General features: G+C 40.6%; 16 protein-coding genes. 10 read left to right on the top strand and 6 right to left on the bottom strand.

Translation table 11 applies throughout. The features are described from left to right. Nucleotides 1-28: 28 nt before the first annotated feature. From ACTRWF_RS01615 to ACTRWF_RS01605, 3 genes are all read left to right on the top strand, one after another. Nucleotides 29-1,492: an oligosaccharide flippase family protein gene (locus ACTRWF_RS01615; RefSeq protein ID WP_462835008.1), complete on the top strand. Its 1,464-nt coding sequence runs from the start codon at nt 29-31 to the stop codon at nt 1,490-1,492. A 129-nt stretch (nt 1,493-1,621) separates the two neighbouring features. Beyond that, nucleotides 1,622-2,284: a hypothetical protein gene (locus tag ACTRWF_RS01610; protein WP_462835007.1), complete on the top strand. Its 663-nt coding sequence runs from the start codon at nt 1,622-1,624 to the stop codon at nt 2,282-2,284. 241 nt (nt 2,285-2,525) lie between these two features. Further along, entirely contained in the window at nt 2,526-3,653 is a 1,128-nt protein-coding gene (locus ACTRWF_RS01605) for a sulfotransferase (protein WP_462835006.1), read from the top strand. 34 nt (nt 3,654-3,687) lie between these two features. On the opposite strand, the gene ACTRWF_RS01600 is transcribed toward ACTRWF_RS01605, so the two are convergent. Further along, nucleotides 3,688-5,784 carry a right-handed parallel beta-helix repeat-containing protein gene (locus tag ACTRWF_RS01600; RefSeq protein ID WP_462835005.1) on the bottom strand — a complete coding sequence of 699 codons (2,097 nt, stop codon included), beginning with the start codon at nt 5,782-5,784 and terminating at the stop codon, nt 3,688-3,690. A gap of 208 nt (nt 5,785-5,992) precedes the next feature. Between ACTRWF_RS01600 and ACTRWF_RS01595 the strand changes: the two genes are divergently transcribed. Next, nucleotides 5,993-7,099 carry a glycosyltransferase gene (locus ACTRWF_RS01595; protein ID WP_462835004.1) on the top strand — a complete coding sequence of 369 codons (1,107 nt, stop codon included), beginning with the start codon at nt 5,993-5,995 and terminating at the stop codon, nt 7,097-7,099. On the opposite strand, the gene ACTRWF_RS01590 is transcribed toward ACTRWF_RS01595, so the two are convergent. Then, complete coding sequence (locus ACTRWF_RS01590) at nt 7,094-8,221, bottom strand: glycosyltransferase (RefSeq protein WP_462835003.1); 1,128 nt, start codon at nt 8,219-8,221, stop codon at nt 7,094-7,096. The two genes, ACTRWF_RS01595 and ACTRWF_RS01590, sit on opposite strands and share 6 nt — an antisense overlap. A gap of 114 nt (nt 8,222-8,335) precedes the next feature. Beyond that, the gene (locus tag ACTRWF_RS01585; RefSeq protein WP_462835002.1) at nt 8,336-10,234 is read right to left on the bottom strand and encodes an acyltransferase family protein; all 1,899 of its coding nucleotides are present in this window, start codon (nt 10,232-10,234) and stop codon (nt 8,336-8,338) included. Between the two features lie 268 nt (nt 10,235-10,502). Here ACTRWF_RS01585 and ACTRWF_RS01580 point away from each other — a divergent pair, with 268 nt between their 5' ends. Then, the gene (locus ACTRWF_RS01580) at nt 10,503-10,916 is read left to right on the top strand and encodes a GtrA family protein (RefSeq protein WP_462835001.1); all 414 of its coding nucleotides are present in this window, start codon (nt 10,503-10,505) and stop codon (nt 10,914-10,916) included. Between the two features lie 8 nt (nt 10,917-10,924). Beyond that, nucleotides 10,925-11,842, top strand: a complete 918-nt coding sequence (locus ACTRWF_RS01575; RefSeq protein ID WP_462835000.1) for a glycosyltransferase — start codon at nt 10,925-10,927, stop codon at nt 11,840-11,842. Nucleotides 11,843-12,126: 284 nt separating this feature from the next. Here ACTRWF_RS01575 and ACTRWF_RS01570 read toward each other — a convergent pair whose 3' ends face one another. After that, nucleotides 12,127-13,623, bottom strand: a complete 1,497-nt coding sequence (locus ACTRWF_RS01570) for a hypothetical protein (RefSeq protein WP_462834999.1) — start codon at nt 13,621-13,623, stop codon at nt 12,127-12,129. Nucleotides 13,624-13,972: 349 nt separating this feature from the next. On the opposite strand from ACTRWF_RS01570, the gene pheS reads away from it, so the two are divergent. The 4 genes from pheS to ACTRWF_RS01550 all read left to right on the top strand — a co-directional run bounded on the left by pheS (nt 13,973) and on the right by ACTRWF_RS01550 (nt 18,319). Further along, nucleotides 13,973-14,953: a phenylalanine--tRNA ligase subunit alpha gene (gene pheS / locus ACTRWF_RS01565; protein WP_015066912.1), complete on the top strand. Its 981-nt coding sequence runs from the start codon at nt 13,973-13,975 to the stop codon at nt 14,951-14,953. A gap of 14 nt (nt 14,954-14,967) precedes the next feature. Further along, entirely contained in the window at nt 14,968-17,355 is a 2,388-nt protein-coding gene (gene pheT, locus ACTRWF_RS01560) for a phenylalanine--tRNA ligase subunit beta (RefSeq protein WP_020745771.1), read from the top strand. Between the two features lie 3 nt (nt 17,356-17,358). Next, nucleotides 17,359-17,658: an integration host factor subunit alpha gene (ihfA, locus tag ACTRWF_RS01555; RefSeq protein WP_012518129.1), complete on the top strand. Its 300-nt coding sequence runs from the start codon at nt 17,359-17,361 to the stop codon at nt 17,656-17,658. Between the two features lie 115 nt (nt 17,659-17,773). Then, a complete protein-coding gene (locus tag ACTRWF_RS01550) occupies nt 17,774-18,319 on the top strand; it encodes a hypothetical protein (RefSeq protein ID WP_462834998.1) in 546 nt (181 codons plus the stop codon). A 151-nt stretch (nt 18,320-18,470) separates the two neighbouring features. Here the strand turns inward: ACTRWF_RS01550 and ybaK are convergent, their stop codons facing one another. Both ybaK and ACTRWF_RS01540 read right to left on the bottom strand, forming a co-directional pair. Beyond that, nucleotides 18,471-18,941 (bottom strand): Cys-tRNA(Pro) deacylase, encoded by a 471-nt coding sequence (gene ybaK / locus ACTRWF_RS01545; RefSeq protein ID WP_462834997.1) that lies wholly within the window; start codon nt 18,939-18,941, stop codon nt 18,471-18,473. After that, the gene (locus tag ACTRWF_RS01540; protein ID WP_462834996.1) at nt 18,938-21,289 is read right to left on the bottom strand and encodes a penicillin acylase family protein; all 2,352 of its coding nucleotides are present in this window, start codon (nt 21,287-21,289) and stop codon (nt 18,938-18,940) included. Before ACTRWF_RS01540 ends, ybaK begins: the two co-directional genes overlap by 4 nt. Nucleotides 21,290-21,327: the final 38 nt, after the last annotated feature.

The raw sequence follows: 21,327 nt of genomic DNA, 5'->3' as shown, positions 1-21,327 counted from the left end.
ACCTTCCAGTTAAATTATTGAGAAATAAATGTCGCTTAAGAAAAAAGCTACAAAAGGTAGCATTTGGACTTCTTTAACAAGAACAGGGATCAACGTCGTTGATTTTATGGTATATGCCTATTTAGCGCGAGTTCTTACCTTAGAAGAGTTCGGTTTGGCTGGTTTTTGCTTTTTGTTCATTGAGTTTGCTAATACACTGGTGAATGCAGGCGTAAATCAAAACTTGGTTCAAAGAGACAAATGGGAAGACAGATATGCAGCTAGCACTATGACCTTCGTCGCTGGCATGGGTATGGTCGTAGTGATGGGAATATTGGGTATTGGTACCCCTATTGCTTATTATTCATATTCCGAATTGGCCGCGTGGGTTGTCGCCAGCCTTGCTCCAATAACGCTAATAACAAGCCTTCAAGTTGTAGTCAGTGGTAAATTAATGCGTGAGTTCAAAAATAGACAAATGGGCGTAGCAAAGTTCTGTGCCACTTTAATCTCTGCAGTGATGATTATTGTATTGGCTGAGAATGGTTATGGGCTTTGGGCGCTGATTATTGGTAAATTAGCTAATGCTATAGTTCAATATTTTCTTTTGTTGTATGTGGCTAAATTTAAACCCTACTTTCATTTCGATAAAAACGATAACAAAGAGTTGATTAGCTTTTGCTTGCCTCTATTCGGAATGACAATAATGAATTTCCTTCACAGGAAAGCTAGCAACATGTTTACAGGTATTGTTTTAGGCCCTGCTAGTTTTGCGCTTTTAGCAGCGGCCCATAAAGGGGAGTCAGTAGTAAGCCAAGTTACGATGAGTTCTATAAATACAATGGTTGTTCCTAGCTTTTCTAGAGTGAAAGAAAAAGACAAGCTTGGTAGCCTATATATAAAAATGGTCGCTGTAACAGCAATCATTGTATTACCTATATTTATGGGGTTAGCCGCAATTGCCGATCCATTTGTTACCTTTGCCTTTGGAGATAAGTTTGCTCCCAGTGCCGAATATATGACGATTTCTATATTTGGTATGATTCCAGGAGTGATTGCTTGGTTTTTGCCAAACTTACTAATTGCTAATGGTAAAACAAAAGATGCCTTCAATTTGACTTTACTAAACATAATAAGTAGCGTGGTCGTTGCTGGCGCGACTATATGGTTCGGCATCAAAATTATGCTTATAAGTATAGTGATAAGTGCATTTGTTTTATTGCCAATCCGTCTCTTGATTGTGCGTAGGCACATCGTTATAGACTTTATTGCTTTGTCTAAAGAGGTATTTCCACCTGCGAGTGCCTCTCTGTTTATGTTCATAATTCTTATTGAATTAAAGAATTATTTGAACAGTTTTTTCCCAAATGATATTTCCGTACTAATTGGATTAGTCGCTGCCGGGGGAGTGCTTTTTCCTCTAACAATGCTGACGTTATTTAATCGATATACTTTGTTATACACAAGCGAACTCAAATTTATGCTCTCTAAAGACCGGAAAACGGTGTCGTAAAAATTTACAGTTGAAAATATTTAGATTGCAAGTGTTTGAATTTTATCGTTATTATTTTTGGTATGTATCTTGTATAAAAATATTAGGTTCTTAATCTAAGTTTCATTTAAAGATATTTTTGAGGTCAGAATGAAAAACATGCTAGTAAAAGCCGGGGCAGCTTTATTAATGCTTTGCAGTAGTATTGGAGCAAACGCTTCTATAATTACATTAAATGGTTCTACAGAAGTTCAAGCGTTAGAATTGAATGAGACTTTTGAATCTTTTTACAACTTTGCAGATTGGAGTGCTAATACAGGCTTTGAACAAGCAAACGAACTTGTAGCCTTTTTTGCTTTAGATGATACTGACGCACTAGGTCTATACATGATTTTCGGTGGTCCAGGCGGCGACGCTGGCAGCATAGTTTTCGATATGAACGGTAGTGATGGGGAAGTAGTATTTGTAGATGATCCGGGCAACAGAGACCCTGTTGTTGCTACGGCTACTGGTACTAACGTTAGGTTCTCATATGCTGCAGGTAAAACCGACGGATTAGTTTTCTCGAATTTTTCAAGCGATTTTTGGGGATTAGATATAATATTTAGTTCGTTTTCTGGTATCGACGGTTATTCATTCCTAACATTCGATGATAACGGACAGAGTAGCGTAGTTCTTTCAGGAACTGGCTTGGACGACATTTCTATTCTATCAGTACCGGACTCAAACGTAGTGAGTGCGAATGCACCTTCTACGGTTATGATTTTTGCATTAGCAATAATTGGTTTAGCTGGTATTCGTCGAAAAGCTTAATTTAACTTCATAAGCAAATCTAAAGCCAATCAAACATGATTGGCTTTTTTTATGCTTTTAATGTTGTTTAGAACTATACCACCTAGGTAAGTTTTGCTAAATGGATACCTTTCGCACGATTGATAAAGCTTACATTTTTGTATTTTCCTAAGAATTAGGGACTCTATTAAAGTGGCTCATAGAACTCTTTTTGGCGCTATATTTGCTTCGATAATATAAATTTCACAGTGGAGGAAACGTTATGAATAATATCGGTATCGGTGGAAAGGCGCCTTTGTTCGTAGTAGGAACTCCAAGATCTGGTTCAACATTACTCACGTCTTTTTTAGCTTCGCATCCGAACATTTATTCTGGTGCTGAGACGCAATTTTTTAATAAGATTGGACTAAACAGTTGTGAGTTAAATGAAGCTTTGAAAACTGAAAATTGGCCCCATAAAGCTGCGCTACTTATGAAGAATAGGTTGACGCTTTCAGATCAGAGTGTGTTAGAACTTTACAAAAAAAGTTCTGGTGACATCGAAACCGCGCTGTCAAAAAAAGAGCCTTCTCTAAAAGCCATGTTAGAATCTATTGTAGAGCGGGAAAACACTAATTCGCAAAGTAGGTGGCTTGAGAAAACACCTAATCATTTAAAACATCTTAAAGACATAAGAAAAGAGTTTCCTTCAGCGAAGATTATACTGATACATAGAGATCTTCGTGATAGCGCTGTTTCTATACCTAAACTCCCTTGGGCTTCAAACTCTGTTATCGAAAATGCAGCTCTTATTTCGTCATGGTTTGTCCAAGTCGATGATGAATTCAACGGACCCGATTTTTTAACTGTTAGTTACGAAAAATTAGTGACTGATAGTGAAACAATATTGAAAAAAGTGTTCGAATTTATTGGAGAAGAATTTGATAGATCAATTCTATTAAGAAGTAATGCTGCTGATATAACTTCGGAAGGTGAGCCTTGGAAAAGAGACATATTCGGTAAAATAGATGCTTCTAGCGTTGGACGTTGGAAAACGTCCATGCCTCCAAATCTATTAAAACAGATTGAAGAAATAACTGGTGGTGTACTGATAAAGCTAGGTTATGAGATTACAAGCCAATTAGATTTCGAATGCTTGCAAATCAAAAAACTTCGCGGTCAAAAACTAAATCACCTCGATGATTACATTGGCATACTAAATAGCAACAAAAAAGCTCTGTCCTACGTTGATCAGAGTCATTCACTCATTTTTGTGGAACGAAAAAAAGTCTTCAGAGCACTCGCTGTAGCAATCAAAATAAAACTCGTAGAAAAAAAGAGAATTCATTTTATTGGTAAAAACTCTTTGATATTAAAGCTTATTGGTAGTTATATTCACGATAAATCATAAAGTCGATTACACTTACTTCAAGTAGCGCTAAAAATCAATTGCCTTTGCCCACTTTAATTAATAGTTTTTCTTTGCAATTAAAAATACATTTCTCAGACAGTATCTGAGTTGAACTAAACGCTCTATCTTTTGGAACGGTGATTGAAATATTAGGTATTTGGTATTTACTATCGATTTCCAACACATTGATGAGGGCAGGGTCAAAGTTTTGAACAGAACTAGTATCAACCTTGGTGGCTAATGAGGAAATAGTTTCCGGCGAAACATATGTTTTAGTACCTCCCATGGAAATGTTATAAATTAAATCGTTGAAGAATTGAGAGGATAGAAACTGTTGTTCATCGTATATACCATAACCTACCATGTTTGAATTGTTTCGAGTAATAATCACATTATTTTGTGTCTCAATCCAAAATGTCTTATCTCCTTGAAAGCTAGAGGCTGCTATACCGTTTCGGTTAGTAAGAATCACGTTCTCGTATACTCGTGTAACACCCGCCGGTTGGCTCATAATGCCACCAGCTTTTATTGCTGCCCACTCACGGCCCCTCTCATCACCAAGGTTGTAAATAAGGTTGTGGAAGATATAGCTGGGGCCTAGTCTGTTAGGTGCAATACTGATACCAGTGTACCCTTGAGTAAGTTCATTATTATAGATGAGTACATTACTTTGACCTCCATCCAATTCAACTAAATCATCATTTGCATATGCTATGTAGTTACCGTAAATAGCAGAGTCTCTTACAAAGCCTCCGACTCTCCAAGCATTTTTTCTGCCTTCTATTACGTCATTGAAGCGCTTTTCATCACTTCCATAAAGCCTGTTATTTCTGATAATAAATTGTCCACGTTTTTCCAAATCAGGGTGATATGCCCATATTTGGATGGCATTTGCCCCATTAGGGTGACCGTTGCCCCAGTGATTTGACCCCAAATTGGGGTTGTGAATCTCACAGTCTTCAATAACTGCAATACCCGACTTCTCTAGATAAATACCAGAGTCGTAGTTTATTGGTGATGTACTCCCTGCGCTAGAATACGCCTTTCCGCCTCTATACTCGTAAGCTGTTCTTCCGAACTCAGCGATATCGCACCCTTTAATCCAAATGTCATGTGTATGATTAGCGAAAATTCCATACCTCTGACCACCGCGAATAGTAAGGTTTTCTAACATTACGTATGACTGGCGGCCAATATTCACTGCAGCGATATCATCCGACTCTGGCGTAATAACTGCGCCGTCACCGATTATTTTTGCATATCCTTGTGATGAGCCAAATATATTTAGCGCTTCGAGATCTAATTGACCACCGTTGTATATCTCAGAAAGATAGTACACCTTATCAGGATCAATCGGTGGACTGTCGGGCTTGGTAGTAAATTCAAATACAAATTCTTTTATATCACCACTCTGATTGACTTGTATTTCAACGTCATAAGTGGTTTCAGGCTGCAAATTGAAAATGCTTCCTGATAATGCGCCATATATAGGATCCCAAGAAAATGATAAGCCTTCATCCCAAAGTTCTGTTCCAGCTTGTCTGTATTTAATATCGCTAGTGTATTCTTCATCTTGGTTATACAGAGTTATACTTGCCGAATGGATAAGCGGTGTGACAGTATTTTCTAACCCATTTGCAGTAGCTTCCATTGCCAGGGAAGGGTCGAGCCCAGCTTGCAAAATGGCGTCAAGAAGCTGCTCACTATCAATAATATTAGCTTTACGAACGCTTCGAATAATGGAATAACTATCGACAGGAAATATTGCTAATAACGCGTTAAGTAATGCAATATTCTCTGACAGTGCAGGCATAGTTTGAGATAAAATTAGCTCGTCAGAATTAGTAAGTAACCCATGCTCGTAAAGCTTAATTATGTTAATGCCGTATCTTTCTAATAACTGTTTTTCAACTTCATCAAGCGAGTTGCTTGTGCTAATTAATTCAACAACTTTTTCTGGTGGTATATTTACATCATTTTTTGCGTAAGTGTCACTAATGAGTAGGTCATACTTGTCGCCGGTTTGCAGCGCCATTTGCGATAGCCGTGTTTCAGTAATTGTACTAGTACACGCTGAAATGGTAAGTAAGTTTAGTATAGCGATAAGGTAATAAAAAGTGCGTAAATGCATGGGAAAACCTTGGGGAAAGAAAGCGGCAAGCGCAAAATAATATAAATAAAGTGTAGTTTTTCAGTTTTGAACACGCAAGGTGTTGGTTATTCCATTAAATACTAATAAAATAAAGAAACAGTTGAGCATCTATATGTATCCATCATGCGTTATTTCTATTGCATGTGGATTTCGGCTTTTCACCAAAGGCAATTATAAAGGAACGTAAATGCCAAAAGTTTGTGTTATTGGCACCAGAGGCATTCCATGTTTCGTTGGGGGAATAGAGACCATATGCGAACATCTTTACCCTGGTATAATGAAGGCACGTAGTGATTTTGATATCACTATACTCAGCCGAATAACATATCAGGGAAAAACAGAATACGAATATAATGGAGTAAAGGTTAAGGCACTTAAGGCTGTAAATATAAGCGGCTTAGAAACATTTATTCATACTTTATTCGCCTTGATTTACGCTAGGTTATTTGTACACCCGGAGCTTGTTCATTTACACGGAATTGGCCCCGGATTTTTTAGTCCCGTTTCTCGTCTTTTGGGGTTTAAAACAATAGTAACTCATCATTCACCAGACTATAAACGTCCAAAATGGCGTTGGCACGGTAAATTTATTTTAAAGTTGGGCGAATTAGCAACAGTCTTGTTTGCACACCGTATTATTTGTGTGAGCCAGTCTGTTCTTGACGAAGTTAATGAAAAATACTTTTTTTTAAAGAGAAAGCGTACGGTTATAAGAAATGCAGGCTCGCTAATCAACTACCGAAGTGCGCATAGTAAAATACTTTCAGAACTTGGAATAAGAGCAAACCAGTACATATTGGCCGTGGGGCGTTTAGATAAAACTAAAGGTTTCGACGATTTAATTGCCGCTTTTAATATGAGTAATGTCGAGCATCTAAAACTGGTAATTGTAGGTTCTAACTATGTTGAAGATGAATATGTTAAATCGTTAACAAAACATGCTTGTGAACGTATTGTATTTGCCGGTACCCGTGTTGATGATGAACTTACAGAACTGTACAAAAATGCATCTTTGCTGGTGAATCCATCATATATGGAGGGTTTTTGCCTAGTGCTTGCAGAAGCCTTGTCTGTTGGTATTCCCATTGTAGCCAGCGATATTGCCCCCCATAAAGAGTTTGAGCTCAATAAGACAAGCTACTTCGAGAGGGGGGATGTATATGGCCTCGCAGCAAAGTTGAACGTTAAAGACTATCTTTTTTACAAAAATACATACGCTGAAACACTACAGCAACAAAATACGTGGGAAGTAAATATTCAGAAGCACATAGAGCTATTTGAGTCGTTGTTATAAGAGTGACCTTAAAAACTGCCAATATTCGTTCGCTATCTTATCTATATGAAAATCATTAGCGCGATGAAGGCTTTTTGCACGGAAAACTTTTTTACGCTCTTTATCTTGAAGGTAGTTTATTGCGGCGGTGAGCTCGCTTTGTTTACCTAATGGAACAAGTATGCCGTATTTTCCTATATGCATGGTTTCACTGTAAAACGCTTCATTCTCTTCTAATATTTCAGCAGGTCCGGATGGGCAGTTTGTCATAATAACAGGTAAGCCCACAGCCATAGCCTCAACAAGTGCGTTAGGAAAGCCCTCGTTGGTTGATGCTGAGATATAGTACTTTGCTTTCACAAGAATAGGGAAAGGGTTTTTGGCATAGCCTAACAGTAGAACTCGATCAGAGGCACCTTTCGCATGAATGAAATCTAGTAAATCCTGCTTTTGTTCACCCTCGCCGAGTATGCAAAGGGGAGCTGGCTCATTGGATGCAAGGTAAGCATCTATAAGGTGCTTGAAATTTTTTGCAGGCGTTAAACGACCAGTACTAACAATATATTCATTCGGTATGTTTATTTCTGAAATATGCTTACTTTTAGCTAATATTTCTTCCGTATTGTACGGGTTGAAAACAGTAATTGCCCTATGCTTTGGAAGATTAAAGTTGTTAACTAAATCATTGGTTACACCTGTTGACACGCCTATTACAGCGTCTGCGTGGCGATACATAGCGCGGGGGGGTAAAGAAGATAATAGGCGTTTGAAACCAGAAAATTGATTGTCTAGATGACTACTTAAATGCATTCGTTCACAAAGCACAGCTTTCGAAGTGTTGTTAAAATACCGTACAAACGCATTAGCTACGTTGGATCTTACTAGAAAGCTTACGACTAAATCTGGAGAGTTTCTCTTTATATAACCACTAAGATTTATAATACTTTTTACGAGCGAGCCTCTGCTATCTAGCTTAATTAGTTTAATATGGGCTGGCATTTCGCGTTCAAGTGGTTCATCGTCTAACAGTACTATTGAGATATCAAAACCTTCATAGAATTCTTGCTTACTTAACAAATTCACTAACGCTCTTTCAGCGCCACCAAACTTAATTGAGTTGATAACGAAAACAATTTTCGGCATTATATTTTCTGCTTCATCAAATAGGTTATTGAGTGAATCGAAGTAGCACTACACTGAAATATTGACATTACTAATTTAGTCAAGCCACCAATAGCTCTGCTATTAGTCTAATAGTCAAAAAAATTGTGCGTTGTTGGTGAGGATTTGTCTAACCAAGGTTGTACTGCCCTCTGTCGAGAGGTGTCCTGAATCTACTACCATCAAGTTGTAATCTTTCATAATTGAGCAGCTTCCATGTTCACAAAAAGTCTCAAAAGGATCAAAAACGTTTATTGTACTTGGAAAGGGTAGGGCTTTAATTATTTCACGTTCGCGTAAGCCTTTCGAAGGTTTTATCATCCAATTGCCATTAAAGTTAGTGTTGCTTGATAGCCTGACATTTAGATATTGAGGATTATGGACAGAGTAAATAGGAACCTGGCTTATAACGGCAACTTCCACATTCAAGCTGTTTAGACGCTGTATTGTGTTTAAAATTCTGCTGATTTCGACACCTTGTGAGCGTGCATATTGCCAATTTGACGCTAAAACTACCCTTTTAACGTTATGCTCGGTTATTACTCGTAATGCGAATTGATTGTTATCACTACAGTTAGGCCTATTGTTAGGAAGCTCGCCTAAAATTGGAGCGCACCCGGCACTTGCATACAAAAGAACGTTGTTAGGGATGTCGTCTTTTGTTGATAATACACCTTGAACTAAGTGATTAGCGTGGGAGTCACCCCACAACAATGTTGTTTGTTTCTCCTTATCATATCCACCGACTGTGCATAAGTCCCCTGTCCATAAATCGGCACCCTCATCAGTTGAAAGAAAACAATTGGCCCCCTTAGGGAACGCATTTGAAACTTTATGGATTGGGGCGGGAAGAACGTCAAATCTGTTTTGAAAACCTTGCTGAATGTGGCTGAAAATTCCGATAGATGCGATTGCTACCGAACAAGATGCCGTATACAAAAAAGTTTGTCGAATATCCTTTTTTGAAAGTCTCTTGGCTCTAAAGGTATTTTCTATATATTTGTAAAACAAAAAACCGATAACGAAAGAAGCAGCAGTCATCGTTATTTTTTCTAAAAGGTTTGGCTCTCTCATGATTGAGTATTTATAGAAAACTACTATGGGCCAATGTACTAAATAAGTCGAATATGAAATTTTACCGAGGAATACCATAGGCGAACTTGCTAAAATTCTATACACAAGTGTATCTTTTTCATAAAAAGCAATAACTAAAGCAGTACCAATAGTGACGGGAATTGCGCTTATACCAGGGAAGAGGTAGGTTTCATCTAGAACAACTATAGAACCAAATATTAGAATAATGCCTAAAATAGGCAGAGTTTTCTTCGCAAAGGTGTTAGCTGTGGATTCATGGGCCAAGTAAACGCTACAGAGTGAGCCAAAGAGGAACTCCCATGCTCTGAATGGCATTAGGTAGAACGCAGCGCTGTTCTCAATTCCTTGAACCACCAGACACCCTAAAAGCGAAGTCGCTAGCAGTAGGAGAAGAGCATATACGGAGATTTTTTTAAACAGCTTGTGTAGAGTGAGCAATATTAAAGGAAATAATATGTAAAACTGCTCTTCTACTGCTAATGACCAAGTATGTAGAAGGGGTTTGAGCTCTGATGGGCCATCAAAATAATCGCTTTTAAGCCAGAAAAACACGTTTGAAAGATATGCTACTACGCTGACAGCACTTTGCCCTAGTTCTTTCATCTCGTCTGGCATAAAGACAAAATACCCGGAAATTAGAGTTAACAGTATTGTTGCTATTAATGCTGGATAAAGGCGGCGTAACCTTTTAGCGTAAAAAGAGGTCAGCGAAAAAAGGTCACTGCCAATATCTCTACATAATAACGTAGTTATCAAAAAACCAGATATAACAAAAAATATATCAACACCTATGAAGCCACCTGATAGGCTGGAAAAACCACAATGAAATAGAACGACTGAAGCTACAGCAATAGTTCTTAAGCCATCTATATCGGGCCTGTAATTTAGAGTATATTTCATATTATATTTCTATTCTGAAGCTTAACTGTAGTTTACATTACGCTTATCTAAATTATAGAAAAGCTTTAGTTGTTTTTATTTTGTTAAGTTAATGTTTTTGGTTTTAACTGCTTTTTCACGGCGAAGTAATAAGACTCCAAATCTTGTATAGTAAAAGTAAAAATACTCGCTAAATGATTTTTATAAATATCTAGAAAGCACCTAGTCTTATCGTATAATGTGTCATAGACTAATGCCATAATTAATTTGCGTAATTCGATGCATAATAGTGCCGAGAAACTTTTCATCTAAGGAAACTGTTTTGGCTCAGAAAGTAAGTCATTCACTACTATCACTTTTTTCTAAATTCCTAACAGTAGGTATTGTGAACACCGCAATACACTGGATAACGTTCTACGTATTGTTGAAATTTGATTTCTCGCAGTCTCTTTCAAATTTATTTGCTTTTGCGACAGCTGTTACATTTTCTTTTTACGTAAATGGCAAGTACACATTTCAATCGAAGACTTCATTAAAAAGGTACGTGACTTTCACCGCTTTTATGGGTGTTATTGCTTTCACTTTTGGTTTAGCTTCAGATTATTTTAAGTTACCTGGTTTGGTAACATTAATATTATTCTCTGGAACGAGTTTGGTCATCGGTTTTCTGTTTTCAAAATACGTTGTTTTCAAAGAGGTCTAAACAAAGCCATGGAAAAAATTTCTTTAGTCGTCCCTGTATTCAACGAAGAGGAAGTCATAGACATCTTTTATGAGAAAGTTAAAGCAGAGCTGAGTCAGTACCAGGTACAGGTCGTTTTTATAGATGATGGCAGTTCTGACAAGACACTTGAAATCATTTCTCGAATAGCTGCTAGTGATGAAAATGTGAAAGCACTTTCCTTCATAAAAAACTTTGGCAAAGAACCCGCGCTATTTGCCGGTTTAGAGCACAGTGATGGTGACGCCGTTATTCCCATAGATGTTGACCTGCAAGATCCAATCGAAGTTGTCCATGAGTTGATTGCTAAGTGGCGAGAGGGCTACGAAATGGTGCTCGCTAAACGTGCCAATCGAGATTCAGATACTTACCTCAAGCGTAAAACAGCACAGTGGTTTTACTCTTTCCACAATAAAATAAGCAATACTAAAATAGAAGAAAACGTTGGCGATTTTAGGCTTCTAGATAAAAAGATAGTTCAAAGTATTATTCAGCTTGAAGAGCGTAATCTCTTTATGAAAGCTATTTTATCTTGGTGTGGCGGCAAAACCGCGATTGTAGAATACACTCGCGATGAACGTGCAGCTGGTACGACAAAGTTTAATGGCTGGAAGTTATGGAATCTGGCATTAGAGGGGATTACAGGTTTCTCAACAGTACCTCTTAGAATGTGGACCTATATCGGCTTCGCTATCTCTTCGCTGGCATTTGCGTACGGCTTGATGATGATTGTTGAAAAGCTTATATGGGGTAATGACGTTCCAGGATACCCGTCATTAATGGTATCTGTTCTTTTCCTAGGTGGAGTTCAACTTATAGGGATAGGTGTTCTTGGAGAATATATAGGTCGCATCTATGTTGAAACTAAAAAACGACCTAGGTATATTTTAAGAAGTAACAATAAATAGAAACATTCGTTTTTACCTGTATCTGCCAAATATAGGTAATCATTTGGAATCGCGCATTGTGTTTTAGGTTTTTTTTGCTTTATTCATATGGAAAATAACTAATAAATCGATTGGTAAATACCTTTATAGAAATGAAGTTGTTAAATATCAAGCGTAGGCGAAGGTGTCTTTGCAGTTCGACTAACTCGCTCGTAGTTCCAACTTTATCGTGAAAGCACGTACTATTAATTGTCTGTTTGTCTTGTTTAAAGTTGTAGAGCAATAAATATCTAATTCAACACACATTATTCACAATGTGCATAGTTTGTGTTAATAATTTTAAGTGCTTCCGATTGCGCACTTGAGTCTTTGTCATCAACAAGCGTCCGGCAAGAAGGTGGCTGCTCATTAATAGTACACGAAGTATTGTCAGTATATAGATTGGTGTCTTTACAGAATAAATCGTGCTTTGTTAAGTGATTCATATTACCTTGACCGGCTTTGTACAAAATAAACCTTGCTAAGTTACGCTCTTTCCATGGTTCATCAAGGTTAATGTTCAATGTTTTATTTTTAATTACTTCTACAGCAGCTCTTACAACTTTATCTCGCTTATTGACTTCCTCTGTAAAATCAAGAAAGCCAGAAATGGTTATCAACGTAAAAGTTATATATGTAAAAGGGACAATGATTACAAATTTGCTCGTTTTCGTACATACTATATATATAGAAAAAGCCAAATATATTAAGTAATTATAATAAGTGAATGTATTATAGGCTCCCATTGATTGGCTAACTAATAGACCGTAGAGCACCATGGGGATACAGGACAGTATCAGAACAGCGTATAGGTCAAATCGAGCTCTTACAGTCATAAATACTGCGATGATAGAAATTAAAATCAACTCTATAAAATTGTCACCAACGTATTCTGTAAGGCTATTATCTCTTTTGGCTACATATTCAGGGTTCAACTCTCCTCCCAGAAGAAAAAACGAGAAAAGCCAGAGCAGGCAAGGTAAAAGGAATATAACCTCAACGTGAGAAAAAGGATTTTTTATATAATCTGAAATAACTTTGTAGTCAAAAGCTTTCAAAGCCTCAAAGTTTCTTAAAATGAAGATTAAGCCCAAGAATGAAGTTAAATACAGTATCGTAGTTTCTTTGAAATAAAGAGATATGAAAAATAATGACACTGAGAAAAATAAAGCTAATTTAGCATTTAATACCTCTTTTATACCTAGCCGTAAAAAGAGAGTACTAGCTACAAGAAAGAGAAGGATATTTCTTTCAGAGTATATCGCTGAAGAATATATGTTAACAATTGGGGGAGAAACGGCGATTAAGCTTAGAAGTACAAAGCGTCTGTTTTTAGGAATAAAATCAAACGCAAAGTAGGTAAGTGTCATCAGAAAAATAAAATGAAGTATCAGATATACTTTTAAAGCACTAAAGCTTTTAAAAATTTTAAGTATAACTGCATTGTCGACATGAGATAAGGGAAAAAACCTGCCGTTCCACATTTGGAACTTTATTTCATCTTTAATAAGAAAGTTTAGTTGAACGGACATCGAGTCGTAGTCGACACTAAAATCTGTGAAGTTATATGTACTCAAGCAAATAGAAATGACACAGGATATTAATAGAAGAAATAAAGCTGTTATTGAGACATCTTTGTTTTTTATATTTGGCTCATCAGAAATCTTTAGTTTGCTGAAGTTAACTGAGGAAAACTGACTAACTAAATAAAGCAGTACTAAAGAAGCGAATAAAAATATAACAAGAGCTGCTGATGAAGACATCCAAATCCCTTTAAGTGAATCAACAGATTTAGTCTGTAAAAGACGGTAAGTTAATCGAGTGAGCAAGGTTAAACTCGATAATAGTATAATGCCAAGATTAATTGCTGTTTGGTAGAGCTTTATCACGAAAATAAACGAAAATGAGACCTTACCTCGAGGCGAGCTTTGCATATGTCGTATATGACGTTCTCTCTTGTTCCCACAAAATTTCGCCATTATCAGCTATATAGGGTAGCGGTAATGTCTGTCACTCGTGTAAACTACCGCTTTTATTTCAGGCAAGCCTTAGCGCACAGAAAAATTCTTCCTATGCTTTGGCCATGCAGTCATCATGTAAATTGAGGAAAACATGGAGCTTGACGCTATTATCAATCAGGCACAAAGCCAGATTGACGCTGCACAAGATGCAGCCACATTAGACCAAGTTAGGGTCGAATTCATGGGTAAGAAAGGTAAACTTACCGACTTACTTAAAGGGCTTGGAAAGTTATCGAACGAAGAACGTCCTGCCGCAGGCCAAAAGATTAACCAAGCTAAACAGGTTATTCAGCAAGCTATTTCTGCAAAAGGTGAGTTTTTACGCACTGAAGAGCTTAACAAAAAGCTAGCCGAAGAAGCTATTGATGTAACTTTGCCTGGCCGCACTGAAAAGCCAGGTAACTTGCACCCGGTTAGCCGCACTATTGCGCGTATTGAATCTTTCTTTGGTGAACTTGGCTTTTCAGTTAAGACCGGCCCTGAAATTGAAGACGGTTTTCACAATTTCGACGCACTGAACATTCCTGCGAATCACCCAGCGCGTGCTGATCACGATACCTTCTATTTTAACCCAGACATGATGCTTCGTACGCAAACCTCTGGTGTTCAAATTCGCACCATGGAAGCGGAAAAGCCGCCATTGCGTATTATCTCGCCAGGGCGCGTGTATCGTAACGACTACGATCAAACCCACACGCCAATGTTCCATCAGGTGGAAGGTTTGATGGTTGATAAAAACGTTAGCTTTACCGACCTTAAAGGTATTTTGCACGACTTCTTACATCACTTCTTTGAAGAGTCGCTAGAAATTCGCTTCCGTCCGTCTTATTTCCCGTTTACTGAGCCTTCAGCTGAAGTAGACGTTATGGGTAAAAACGGCCAGTGGCTTGAAGTATTGGGCTGCGGCATGGTGCACCCAAATGTACTTAAAGCTGTGGGTATCGACCCAGAAGAGTACACAGGTTTTGCCTTTGGTATGGGCGTAGAGCGCTTAACTATGCTTCGTTACGGTGTTAACGACTTGCGCGCGTTCTTTGAAAACGATCTTCGTTTCCTTAAGCAGTTCAACTAAGGCAGAGAGTACACATGAAATTCAGTGAAAAATGGTTAAGAGAGTGGGTTAACCCGTCGCTGTCGGCACATGAGCTGTCTGAACAGTTGAGCATGGCTGGCCTGGAAGTAGACGGCGTTGAGCCAGTAGCAGGCGATTTTAAAGGCGTGCTAGTAGGTGAAGTAGTGGAGTGCGGTCAGCACCCGAACGCCGACAAACTGCGCGTAACGAAAATTAACGTAGGTGGCGATGAGCTACTTGATATCGTTTGTGGTGCGCCTAACTGTCGTCAGGGCATTAAAGTAGCGGTAGCGGTTGTTGGCGCTGTATTGCCAGGCGATTTTAAAATTAAGAAAGCGAAGCTTCGTGGTGAGCCGTCTTTTGGCATGCTATGTAGTTTCTCTGAGCTAGGTATTAGCGACGACCACGACGGTATTATCGAACTTCCAGCCGATGCACCTATTGGCGAAGACATTCGCGATTACCTTGGTCTTGATGACAACGCCATTGAAGTAGACCTAACCCCAAATCGTGCAGATTGCTTGGGTATTCGCGGTATTGCCCGTGAAGTAGGCGTGCTTAATAACCTTGACGTGTGCGAGCCTGAAGTCGCTGCGGTAGACGCAACTATTGATGATAAATTATCAATTACGTTAAGCGCGGATGACGCATGCCCACGTTATTTAGGCCGTGTTGTTAAAGGCGTAAATGTTAAAGCTGCATCGCCACTGTGGTTAGTTGAAAAGCTACGTCGTTGCGGTATTCGCAGTATCGACCCCATTGTTGATGTGACTAACTTTGTATTGCTAGAGCTTGGCCAACCGATGCACGCGTTTAACCTTGCCAGCATTGAAGGCAACATTAACGTACGAATGGCGAAAGAAGGCGAAGCCCTTACGTTGCTAGACGAAACCGAAGCTAAGCTGCAAAGCAATACTTTGGTTATTGCTGACGACAATAAAGCGCTAGCAATGGCAGGTATTTTCGGCGGCCTACACTCTGGTGTAACTACTGAAACACAAGATATTTTGCTTGAAAGTGCGTTCTTTAGCCGTGATGCCATTATGGGCCGTGCCCGTCAGTATGGTTTACATACCGATGCGTCGCACCGTTACGAGCGTGGTGTAGATCCGCTACTTCAGCGTAAAGCTATGGAGCGCGCTACTGCACTAGTTCTTGAAATTTGTGGTGGTGAAGCTGGCCCTGTTGTTGAAGCAGTGGCTGAAGACAAGCTACCTAAGCAAGCAACGGTTACGCTACGTCGTGAACGTTTGTCTCGCGTACTAGGCATTAGCATTGACGATGCAAAAGTAACGGAAATGCTTAACCGCCTTGGTTTAGACATTACGCAAACTGAAGCTGGCTGGGAAGCAGTTGCGCCAAGCTACCGTTTCGATATTTCAATTGAAGAAGATTTGATTGAAGAAATTGCCCGTGTTTACGGCTACAACAACATTCCAAACGTGGCGCCAAAAGCGACCTTGGCAATGCTACCTTCGCAAGAAGCTAAGCTGCCGCTTAATACAATGAAGTCGTTGTTACTAAGTCGTGGTTATAACGAAGCGATTACGTATTCGTTTGTCGACCCTAAAATTCAAAACGCCTTGTTCCCAGATGTGAAGGGTATGGTGTTACCACATCCAATTTCATCTGATATGTCGGTAATGCGCGTAAGTTTATGGCCGGGTTTAGTTGGTGCTGCTGCTTATAATCAGAAGCGTCAGCAACAGCGAATTCGACTGTTCGAAACCGGATTACGCTTTATACCTCAACAAGATGCGCCTAATGGTGTATTGCAAGAACAGGTAATTGGTGGTGTAGTAGCAGGGCGTCGTAACGAAGAGCATTGGGACTTGGGCGATAGCCCGGTTGATTTCTTCGATGCAAAGGCAGACGTTGAAGCGTTGCTTGCCCTTACCGGTAAGCAGGGTGAGTTTACTTTTGTAACAGGGCAGCACAGTGCGTTACACCCTGGTATGACTGCAAAAATTTTGCTTAATGATGAAGAAGTTGGCTATATTGGTGCTATACACCCGCAGTTTACTAAATTGCTTGGTGTTAACGGCCGTGTATTTGTGTTCGAGTTGGCGGTAGATGCCATTACCGAGCGTAAATTACCGTCGGCAGTACCGGTATCGCGCTTCCCGTCGAACCGCCGTGATATTGCTATTACGGTTAAAGATGAAGTGCGTGTAGGAAATGTCCTTTCTTACATAGAAAAAATTGGCGTAAATCAACTAGTTGCTCTAAACTTGTTCGATGAGTACAAAGGCAAGGGAATTGAGCCTGGCTACAAGAGCCTTGCTTTGTCACTTCATTTACAAGATCCGGATAAAACCTTAGAAGAAGCTGAAATTCAGCAAGCCGTAGATACTGTGGTTAAAGGTCTGGAATCTGAGTTTGGGGCCGCGTTAAGAGAGTAAACTATGGCATTGACCAAAGCCGAGATGGCTGAACACCTATTCGAGAAACTAGGCATTAACAAGCGTGATGCGAAGGATCTGGTAGAGCTTTTTTTCGAAGAGATTAAAGGCGCTCTGGAATCTGGTGAGCAAGTAAAACTGTCAGGTTTTGGCAACTTTGACCTGCGTGATAAAAATGAACGTCCTGGCCGTAATCCTAAAACCGGTGAAGACATTCCTATTAAAGCGCGTCGAGTGGTAACGTTCCGCCCGGGTCAAAAACTAAAAAGCCGAGTTGAAAACTCAGAGCCTGTCGACCAATAATCTTTAGGTCGTTACAATACTGAAAAAGAGCGAGAGGCTTCTCGCTCTTTTTGTATTGCCTCTTTTTTGCAGTGCAATCGCACTGATATTCACAAGCTATTTTTTCGGAGGAAGTGTGAAGAAAGCACTTGTTGTTCTTGCTGTTGTTATCGTCGCCGTTTTTTCGTGGTTTACTTACTTGTCGTTAGATGCCGACCAACGTGATCAAAACGCAGCCGAAGTGCCATTAATAACGGTAATGGAAATTCTTCACGCCAGCGATTTGCAGAAAGGCGTTAACCAAGCGGTGAAAAATAACAACGCTGAACAAGTAGATTCTTGGATGGAGCAAGCCCGTGAAGTAGGGCAGGCCGCGAAATTATCGCCTGAAGATATGGATTACTTAGCCTCGGAAGCCGCTAAAGACTACGTGGTATTTAATGCTAAACGACAGCTGTATAACGAAGCGTTTGAAGCGCGCTATTATGCTTTAGAAGACGTTGAATCGCTAAAAGCCCAATACCCTGAAGCCAAAGACTTATTCCCACGCACCGATGCTCTGATTGAAAAGCGTGATGCAATTATTCAGCAAATTGCTGTAGCCATTTCTGGCAGCGAACAGCCCGATGATGCGGCGCTTCAAGAAGCGCGCAAGCAGTGGCTAGCGAAATCGAGCAAATAAGCAGCTTTTCTCTATAGACTAGTCTATCTCGTCTTTACACTGAATTCTTAACTCTGCGCTGGAATGACGGCAGTTGCATAACTAAATGCCTGAGATGTTGGTTTTTGGTTAAGTTGCTAATACGCTCAGTGTTGATATTAAATTAACTGAACTAACCTACCGAGATATCCGCAAACTTAGCACCGGTAAGTGTTACTAAATCAGCGGGGGAAAGCGCCACTTCTAACCCTCGTTTTCCCGCACTCACGTGCATAATGGCAAGGCCTTCGGCGCTTTTGTGAATAACGCTGGCTAACCGTTTTTTTTGGCCCAAAGGGCTAACGCCACCCAGCACATAGCCTGTTGCTACCATCACTGCGTTGGCCTGCGCCATTTCTACTTTTTTAACACCTAGTGCTTTTGCCATTTTCTTTTCGCTTAGCTTGGTGTTTACGGGTACCACAGCAACCGCAAGCTTATTACTGTCTGTACTAACCACTAATGTTTTGAATACGGTGTCTGCATTAAGGTTAAGCTTTTCAACGGCTTCTAGCCCGTACGATGTCGCGTTGGCATCGTGTTCATACTTCAATACCTTATGGGCAATACGCTTTTTCGTAAGTAATGTAATGGCAGGTGTCATTCGGCTTCTTTCTTATAAAAGACTCGGCTGTGTATGGGCTTGCTGGGTAACAAGGGCGTTGCTGCATGCACTGCGTAGTCGTTAAATCCTGCTGTAAAAAAATCTGACAGTGGGTGGCCCGATTGGCCGCCAGGTAAGGTGAGGATTGCGTCTTCAAGGTGGCCAGGGCTTACAAAAAATCGTTCAGACGCACCAAATTTAGGCGCTTGCACTGCGGGCATATACGTATCGCCAAAGCCTTCCACTTGCTGCATGTTTAACATGCTTCCTACTAATGGGATTTGACTCGCGAAGGGGTGCTCTACTGAGAGGGCATTAACCTTGCCCCATGCTAACGTTTCCATATCGGCTTCAACTGGCGAATACTTATCTAGCAGTTTATGTTTGGCGCGGCGGTAGGCATCCACAAGCAGTTCGTCGAAGCTTTCAGTGTCGGCAGGTAGCCAAGAGCTTGGCTGGCTGTGAATTAACTGCCAGGTGGCGGGCTCTATGCCCCTTAATAGCGTTTGGCTGTTAACCCCTTGTTTGTCTAACGTTGAAAGTAAGCCGCCAAAGAGCGTTTGCACCACTTCCTGCCTAAAGTATTTTACCAGCGTATAACCTACGGAGTCTTCGCAGGCACATTCTTTCCATGCGTTTAAATAGGCAAGGTCTGGCTTAAACTCAATGTCTTGCATATTTAACAGGCCATACAGTAAATGCTGCCAGGGAATAAGAAACTGCGCATGATTATCTAGCTGAATAGCGTAAAAGTCGGTTTCATTGAAGGTGTCTTTCTCAAACAGCCTATCTCTTATTTGCTGTCCGCGCGCACCTAGCGCGTAGCCACCGTTACCCCACACTTTCGTGTCTTCTGCCGATATCACGCGAGCGTTCGCGGTCCAGATCCTACCCATACTTGGGTTAATAACTTCAGGTAAATTAGTTGCGCGTTGAGGGGGAGTGTTCGCTGTATTACTTTCTTTAATTGCCGTAAAAGTAGCGCGTTCTCTTGCCATTACTGCGCCCCCTGGTAACCAAGCCGCGCTGCCGTCTTTATCAACAATGACTAAGTTTTGGGTGGGAATGGCTATGCGTTTACCGGTTTTAACCGCGGCATCAACACTGTTCGCTGTACCAAAGTCCACAATGCCTAAGTTAGCGGCGAAAGGGTGGTGGGCCACCCAATTTAGGGCGTAGCGTTTGCCGTTCAATTCCCTCACCGGGCCAAACTGACTCATATCGAAGGAAAATTCATGTTCACCATCTGGCAAAGGAATACGTTCAGTAACAGTTGTTGTTGCTGTGTCGTCATCCAGCGCAATCCAGTCCACATTGTCTAAATTTGCGTTTGTAAAGCCCCATGCTATGTGCCCGTTGGTGCCTACAACAATGCCGGGTAACCCGGGTAGCGATACGCCCGTTACTTGTACATTTTTACCCGCGTCTTGGTAGTTAAGCTGTGCTCGGTACCAAATTATTGGCACACGAAGGCTTAGGTGCATATCGTTGGCTAAAAGGCCTGCACCTGTTGACGTGTGTGCACCTGTTACTGCCCAATTGTTACTGCCAATATCCGGTAGTTCTGCGGCATTGTAATGGGCGCGCGCTATCGCTGTGTCTTCTTTTGGGGTACCTACATCTGGTTGAGGCGCTGTAGTACGAAGAGATGCTGGATAGTCCGGTATGGGCGCGTCGAGTAAAGGAATTTCGCTGGCATCAAGGGCCGCCTGATAGTTACTTGGCTGAGTAATAAAACCGTATACGTCCTGCCCGAAGGTTGAAAGCAATGCTTCTCTGGCTAAGTCAAGCTCTACCTGGCTACCTTGTAAATCCATATACATGCTGTAAATAACAAGGATGCTGTCGGTAGGGTGCCACTGCACCACGTCCACACCCGCGGCTAAGTATTCAAACGGCGGCAGGGTGTATTCAGATAGCGCATCGTTCACGCCGTGAGCGTAGCGTACTAGTAGCTCTTGTTGCCTAGCAGGCAAGTTTTCAAATACGGCTTTTGCGCGCTGCTCGAACTGGTGGAACCGCGCTTTTTCGTCTATATCAAGAGCAATGTCACCCACCCATTGGGACAAATTGCCTGAAGCTGTGCGCCGCTGAAGATCCATTTGAAAGAAACGGTCTTGGGCGTGAGCAAAGCCAAGCGCGTAGGCGGCGTCGAAAATGTCGTTGGCTTTTACTATCGCGTGGCCTAAATCATCGCGACTGAGCTCAGTAGGCGCGTCTACGTGATAAGTGGCACTGTTTCCATCAAGAGCGGGCAGGCTTAGGCGTAGCGAAATATAAAGTGCAATAGCAGTAACTGAAAGCAGCGTTAAAACACCAAAAACCAACCACTTGATCCAATTTATCACGTGTAAAACTCCCTATTTTTCTCTATCCTAACCACAGA

It is taken from the genome of Alteromonas sp. G5_S2_22_S1 (genome assembly GCF_054968525.1).
The sequence above is the reverse complement of the archived record's forward strand: the minus strand, read 5'-3'. Positions and strand labels throughout refer to the sequence as shown.

Coding starts and splice junctions, on each gene's coding strand:
- ACTRWF_RS01615 (WP_462835008.1), top strand. CDS start 29: ATGTCGCTTAAGAAAAAAGCTACAAAAGGTAGCATTTGGACTTCTTTA.
- ACTRWF_RS01610 (WP_462835007.1), top strand. CDS start 1,622: ATGAAAAACATGCTAGTAAAAGCCGGGGCAGCTTTATTAATGCTTTGC.
- ACTRWF_RS01605 (WP_462835006.1), top strand. CDS start 2,526: ATGAATAATATCGGTATCGGTGGAAAGGCGCCTTTGTTCGTAGTAGGA.
- ACTRWF_RS01600 (WP_462835005.1), bottom strand. CDS start 5,784: ATGCATTTACGCACTTTTTATTACCTTATCGCTATACTAAACTTACTT.
- ACTRWF_RS01595 (WP_462835004.1), top strand. CDS start 5,993: ATGCCAAAAGTTTGTGTTATTGGCACCAGAGGCATTCCATGTTTCGTT.
- ACTRWF_RS01590 (WP_462835003.1), bottom strand. CDS start 8,221: ATGCCGAAAATTGTTTTCGTTATCAACTCAATTAAGTTTGGTGGCGCT.
- ACTRWF_RS01585 (WP_462835002.1), bottom strand. CDS start 10,234: ATGAAATATACTCTAAATTACAGGCCCGATATAGATGGCTTAAGAACT.
- ACTRWF_RS01575 (WP_462835000.1), top strand. CDS start 10,925: ATGGAAAAAATTTCTTTAGTCGTCCCTGTATTCAACGAAGAGGAAGTC.
- ACTRWF_RS01570 (WP_462834999.1), bottom strand. CDS start 13,623: ATGTCTTCATCAGCAGCTCTTGTTATATTTTTATTCGCTTCTTTAGTA.
- pheS (WP_015066912.1), top strand. CDS start 13,973: ATGGAGCTTGACGCTATTATCAATCAGGCACAAAGCCAGATTGACGCT.
- pheT (WP_020745771.1), top strand. CDS start 14,968: ATGAAATTCAGTGAAAAATGGTTAAGAGAGTGGGTTAACCCGTCGCTG.
- ihfA (WP_012518129.1), top strand. CDS start 17,359: ATGGCATTGACCAAAGCCGAGATGGCTGAACACCTATTCGAGAAACTA.
- ybaK (WP_462834997.1), bottom strand. CDS start 18,941: ATGACACCTGCCATTACATTACTTACGAAAAAGCGTATTGCCCATAAG.